Source organism: Bacillus sp. AFS012607, from assembly GCF_002558005.1.
In the GTDB taxonomy this organism is placed as follows: Bacteria; Bacillota; Bacilli; order Bacillales; family Bacillaceae_G; genus Bacillus_A; species Bacillus_A thuringiensis_S.
This window is the reverse complement of sequence record NZ_NTVM01000054.1, coordinates 1-5,450: the sequence shown is the minus strand read 5'-3', so window position 1 is coordinate 5,450 and position 5,450 is coordinate 1. Positions and strand designations below refer to the sequence as shown.

Genomic DNA, 5,450 nt, shown 5'->3' with positions numbered 1-5,450 from the left:
TTCCTTTAAAGTATCGCATGTATCATTCTCCTCAACACATTTTCCCTACAGTTTAGCTTCATTTAAAAAACTTTGCAACAGAACCTTTATATGCATATAGTGGTGCTTTTATTTGGGTTAATACATTTATTGGGCTTGGATGGAAACTTAATGACAAATGGAATTTTGTTGAATATAGTTTGCATCATTATGTGATTCGAATTTTAACAATTTCAGCAGTCGTTATATTTATTGTTTGGTTATGCTTAAAAAAAACAAAAAATGCTAGTTTACTTATTTTTTGATAGAAGTAACATATAGTTCTCTCGTTATGATGCCGATAATAGCTATCGTTTATGATTTCATTTTTTCTAATGTAATTCGATGTGATTTAGAAAGATAGATTGGGAATGAAATCTGGTTATCGATAATGAAATTTTTGTATATGTAATGGATATCGTATATAAACCCCTAATCTGTCTGTTTTTAAGACAAACATGGGATTATATATTTTGTTGAAATATAAGAAAATTAAATTAATTAAAGGGTGATTAAAAAATAGAAATCCCTAGACGGGAGATGATAGTTGCAATTGCTTGTTTAAAGTCTATATTAAGATATGTTTACTAACTAATAAATCAAAGGATTTTTTCTAGAAGTGAATATTAAATTAGTTAGTTAACTATATACTCTTCTAGGGATGTATTTATCATTCTTTCGAACAAATGCTGTAAATTTTTATTTTATCTTTTTACAAATTAAAATTCAAAGGGTGAATAAATAAAATGGGACAGAAAGAAAACTTTATAGGCACTTGGATATTAGGCGAATTTTACATTATGAAATTTAATGGGGTACATGTATACCCTTTTGGGATAAAGCCTAATGGAATACTTATGTACAACAAGGATGGATATATGAGTGCTATTATTACGGGTGAGAATCAACCAAATGACGTGACTCTTGATTTTAAAAATACTTCAACTGAAGAACAAGCATTAGCTGTCAAACATATTTCATATAGTGGTGAATTTAAAGTAAAGAAAAAAATAATCACTCATTACGTACATACAACTCTCTTTCCAAAATGGAAGGATACTGAACTCAAACGATACTATTATTTTAGAGGGAAAAATAAATTAACTTTAACCACAGAATCTATAAATATAGCTGCAATGGATGGAATAGGTGTATTAAATTGGGAGAGGCAGATTTAAAAACTGTTGATTTATTTGAAAATTAATAAATTAAAGGAGGAAACAAAAATGGAAACAAAATACGTTAAGGAAATACATTCTAAAGGCTTTAAAGTATACATTATTGATGATTATGAATTAGGTTGTCCAAAACGAACTGGAACGTACGTTATACATGAAGCTGGTGATATTACATTAATTGATACATGTACGAGCCCTTCGATTCGATATATTTTAGCTGGGTTAAATGAACTAAAGGTTGAGCTAACTCAAGTTAAAAATATTATCGTTACACATATACACATTGATCACGCAGGTGCTGCAGGGCTTTTAATGAAATGTTGCCCTAATGCCAAATTATTTGTACATCCTGAAGGAACAAAGTTTTTGTGCGAGCCGCATAAGTTAGAAGAAAGTCTTAAAATAGGATTCGGGAATGACATATTTAATAATCAGTTTGCTCCCCTAATAAAAGGAACTATGTCAGGAATGTTTGCTTTTCTTAGTGGAATGGCTGGTGCAATTTTAGGAATTACTTTAAGTTATATACTTGGATTGAAATTAGGACTGCCGATTTTGAATAAATACGGATCTAAAATCCATATTAAAGAGAATCAAATTGAAAAAACACATGTTTTGTTTGAAAAGTACGCTCCTTTCTTATTAATAATAGGTTATTTCAGTTTGAGTGTAAAAAAGTTCTTACAATGATACAGAATATTCATAATAATTAAATATATTTTTTCGATTTACTTTGTTAATCGAAAAATAAATAATAGTTACTATACTATTATGCGAAAAAATTCCAGAAGGAATACCTGTGAAAATCAGTAAACTAACTGTAATTTTTTGTTGAATATTTCTAAATGATGCTGTTAATTAATGGACGATATCCTTATACTTATGGAGGAACTTTCAATGTATGGTAATTCTTTAAATATAGGACATATTATTAAAGAATTAAGACAAAAGCGTAATATGAGACAAGAGGAATTAGCGTATGGAATATGTTCTCAAGCAAATATTAGTATGATTGAAAGTGGGAAGATATATCCTAGTACTTTTATATTGCACCAAATAGCTTGTAAGCTAAGAGTACCATTAAATTATTTTTTTTTAACCAATGATGGTGGTATGGAGAAATATAAAAAAAATACAGTTAGACAAATAATTCAAAAGTTTTTAAGAGATAAAGATTATACTCAAGTATTACTCTTTATCGAAGAAGAAAAAAAAATCGGTACTTTTTCCAAAAATAAGTATGATTTACAGTTTCTAATATGGATAGAGACCATTTGTTTGTACCATACAAATAAATTAGATGATCCGATTGTTTCATTAAAAAAAGCGCTTAGAAAAACATTTACAACTTTAAATCACATCACAGAACAGGAATTACTTATTTTGAATAGCATAGGAATTATCTTATCTGAAGAAGGAAAAAACAAGCATGCTATACGAATTTTAAGGTGGGTAAATATAACTTTAAATTCAAATTATTATATTTCAGATTATACTTTGCTGATAAAAAATACATATGCATATGCACAAGCATTATCAAGACAATCATCATATCATCAGGCGATTAAATTATGTGATAAAGCAATTAATTATTGTCTATTTATTGAATCTAGCTTTTTAGTTGGTGAATTATATTATGAAAAAGGATTAAACTTATATTATTTGAAGAATTTTTATGAGGCGCAATGTTCTTTTAGTTATGCAGTTCAGATTTTTGAAATAAAGAAACAATCGCAGTATAAAGATTTTGTACTAGATAAGATTGAACAATATTCTTTTAGCTCTTTACCTTCTATTAAATAACTATAGTCTTTCACTTTAGAATATTGGAAGAAAAGATGTAACAAAAAAGAATTTACTTACGGGAACGAATAAGCCAAGTTGCTAATTAATAGATAGAACTATTAAATGAGTGGGGAGAATATGATGTCATTACAAAAGCAGATTATGAAAGCATTACATGTGCAGCCAGTAATTGATCCAAAAGTGGAAATTCGTAAACGAATTGATTTCTTAAAGGACTATGTAAGAAAAACAAATGCAAAAGGATTTGTACTTGGCATTAGCGAGCCGTTTAGCGCAGCTTGCAGTCGAAGAAATTCGAAATGAAGGTGGAATTGCAAAATTTATCGCTGTGCGTCTTCCATACAAAGTATAAAGAGATGAAAATGATGCGCAATTAGCATTACGATTTATAAAGCCAGATCAATCAGTTGCTTTTTACAATGGCTCAACTGTTGATGCCATTGTAAATCAATATGTAAATTCATTAGGGGAATCAATAACAGATTTCAATAAAGGTAATGTAAAGGCTCGTGTCCGTATGATTATACAATATGCAATTGGTGGACAACAGGAATTACTTGTTATAGGAACTGATCATGCTGCTGAAGCTATAACTGGATTCTCCACAAAATTTGGAGACGACGGTGCAGACCTGCTGCCATTAACAGGATTAATGAAACGACAAGGGCGTGCTTTATTACAAGAGTTAGGTGCTGAAGAACGTCTTTACTTAAAAATGCCTACAGGGGATTTATTAGATGAAAAACCAGGTCAAGATGATGAAATAGAATTAGGCATTACTTACAATCAACTAGATGACTATTTAGGGGTCACACGACCGAAAAAAGAAAATTGTACGTTAAGGAATATTTTTACATATTATTAAGAAATAAAAACACAGAGAAAATAATTTTCCCTGTGTTTTTATTTCTGTTTTATTCTATTTTACCGTAGTGGCCGTAAGTTTTCAAAATTCAATTCTTGATTTAAATTCCAAATATAATCTCCTGTAAGTGCGATATGTTCCCAGCCTAATGGAGAGATGTGCTGAATATATTCCTCTGGAATATGAATACCATTATTCCGTAACGTTTCAATTGCACGAGAGATATAGATAGAATTCCAAGTTACAATCGCAGAAATAATGAGTTGAAGTCCACTTGCACGATGCAATTGATCTTCATAGGATCGGTCACGAATTTCTCCTAATTGATTAAAAAATACAGCTCTAGCCAAAGAATTTTTACTTTAGCCTTTATTTAATTCAACCTGAACTTTTCTTCTGTGTTCAGGATCTTGTATCCACTTTAACATATATAAACTTCTTTCTATTCGGCCGATTTCACGAAGTGCGATAGATAAACTATTCTGTCTAGGGTAAGATGATAATTTTTTAAAAATCAGGGAAGCTGTAACTGTTCCTTGTCGTACAGAGCTAACTAAACGTAATATTTCATCCCAATTTTCACGTATTTTCTTTACCTGAATTGTTCCGCCAACCATGAAGTTAATATGGTCATATATTGTTGGAACAGATAATGTATAGATTTTATGATTATCAATCGTTTTAATTCGTGGTGAAAAGCGAAACCCTAACATATGGCACATTCCAAATATATGATCAACAAAACCCGCGGCATCTGTATAATGTTCTTCAATTTGCAAATCTGTTTCATGGTACAGTAGCCCATCAATAATATGTGGTGCTTCTTCTGAGGAACTAATAACTTGGACATAAAATGGATGATATTGATCTGATATGTGTATAAAAACTTAATCCTGGGTCATGACCATACTTACCATTTACTTGTGCTAGGGGACTGGAAGTCCCACCGGCGCGAAAAAATTGTCCATCTGAAGATGAAGTAGTGCCCTCTCCCCAATAGGAAGAAAAGGGTTGTTTATGATGAAAATTTGCAATATTTCCAAGCGCTTTCGTATAACTTTCATCTCTTATATACCAATCTGCTATCCAAGCTAGCTGAGAATATGAGATATTTGGACAAGCATCAGCCATTTTACTTAATCCTAAATTAATTCCATCTGATAAGATAGCCGCAAATAAAATTGATTTTTCTTTTGGAGCCTTTTGAGTGTGAAGATGAACAAAGTGTTTGCTAAACTGTGTCCAAGTATCTACTTCTACTAATAAATCTGTTAATTTAATACGCGGCAATAAGTCATACACAAGTCGAGTAATTTCTTCTACATCTTCTGGAACCATCTTTTTTAGAGAAGCGACTTGTATTTTACCTCCATATATCGTTACACCTTGCAAATCTTGATTTGCAATTAAACAATTGACTTTTGAAAGCTCTATATCTAATTGTTCAAAGCATTTGTTTAAATATTTCTCTACATCTTCAGTTGGGGTATATATTTTCTGATTTTCAGATAATTCATAACTGTTTTCATGTTTTTCAGTTTGAAATTATGGTGGGTTCTGTTGCAAAGTTTGAAAAAACACAA

General features: G+C 30.6%; 2 protein-coding genes and 5 pseudogenes. 6 read left to right on the top strand and 1 reads right to left on the bottom strand.

Annotated elements, in window-relative coordinates:
• Positions 1-86: 86 nt before the first annotated feature.
• From CN409_RS30110 to nadE, 6 genes and pseudogenes are all read left to right on the top strand, one after another.
• Positions 87-284 (top strand): annotated as a pseudogene (locus tag CN409_RS30110) (DedA family protein); the annotation flags it as partial.
• Positions 285-764: 480 nt separating this feature from the next.
• Positions 765-1,196, top strand: a complete 432-nt coding sequence (locus tag CN409_RS30105) for a lipocalin-like domain-containing protein (RefSeq protein WP_097981903.1) — start codon at positions 765-767, stop codon at positions 1,194-1,196.
• 48 nt (positions 1,197-1,244) lie between these two features.
• Positions 1,245-1,547, top strand: a pseudogene (locus tag CN409_RS30100) (MBL fold metallo-hydrolase); the annotation flags it as partial.
• Between the two features lie 99 nt (positions 1,548-1,646).
• Positions 1,647-1,871: pseudogene (locus CN409_RS30095) on the top strand (DedA family protein); the annotation flags it as partial.
• A 222-nt stretch (positions 1,872-2,093) separates the two neighbouring features.
• Positions 2,094-2,999, top strand: coding sequence for a helix-turn-helix domain-containing protein (locus CN409_RS30090; protein ID WP_170951642.1), 906 nt, complete (start codon positions 2,094-2,096; stop codon positions 2,997-2,999).
• Between the two features lie 123 nt (positions 3,000-3,122).
• Positions 3,123-3,807 (top strand): annotated as a pseudogene (gene nadE / locus CN409_RS30085) (ammonia-dependent NAD(+) synthetase); the annotation flags it as partial.
• Positions 3,808-3,926: 119 nt separating this feature from the next.
• Here nadE and CN409_RS30080 read toward each other — a convergent pair.
• A pseudogene (locus CN409_RS30080) lies at positions 3,927-5,316 on the bottom strand (Tn3 family transposase); the annotation flags it as partial.
• Positions 5,317-5,450: the final 134 nt, after the last annotated feature.

Coding starts and splice junctions, on each gene's coding strand:
- CN409_RS30105 (WP_097981903.1), top strand. CDS start 765: ATGGGACAGAAAGAAAACTTTATAGGCACTTGGATATTAGGCGAATTT.
- CN409_RS30090 (WP_170951642.1), top strand. CDS start 2,094: ATGTATGGTAATTCTTTAAATATAGGACATATTATTAAAGAATTAAGA.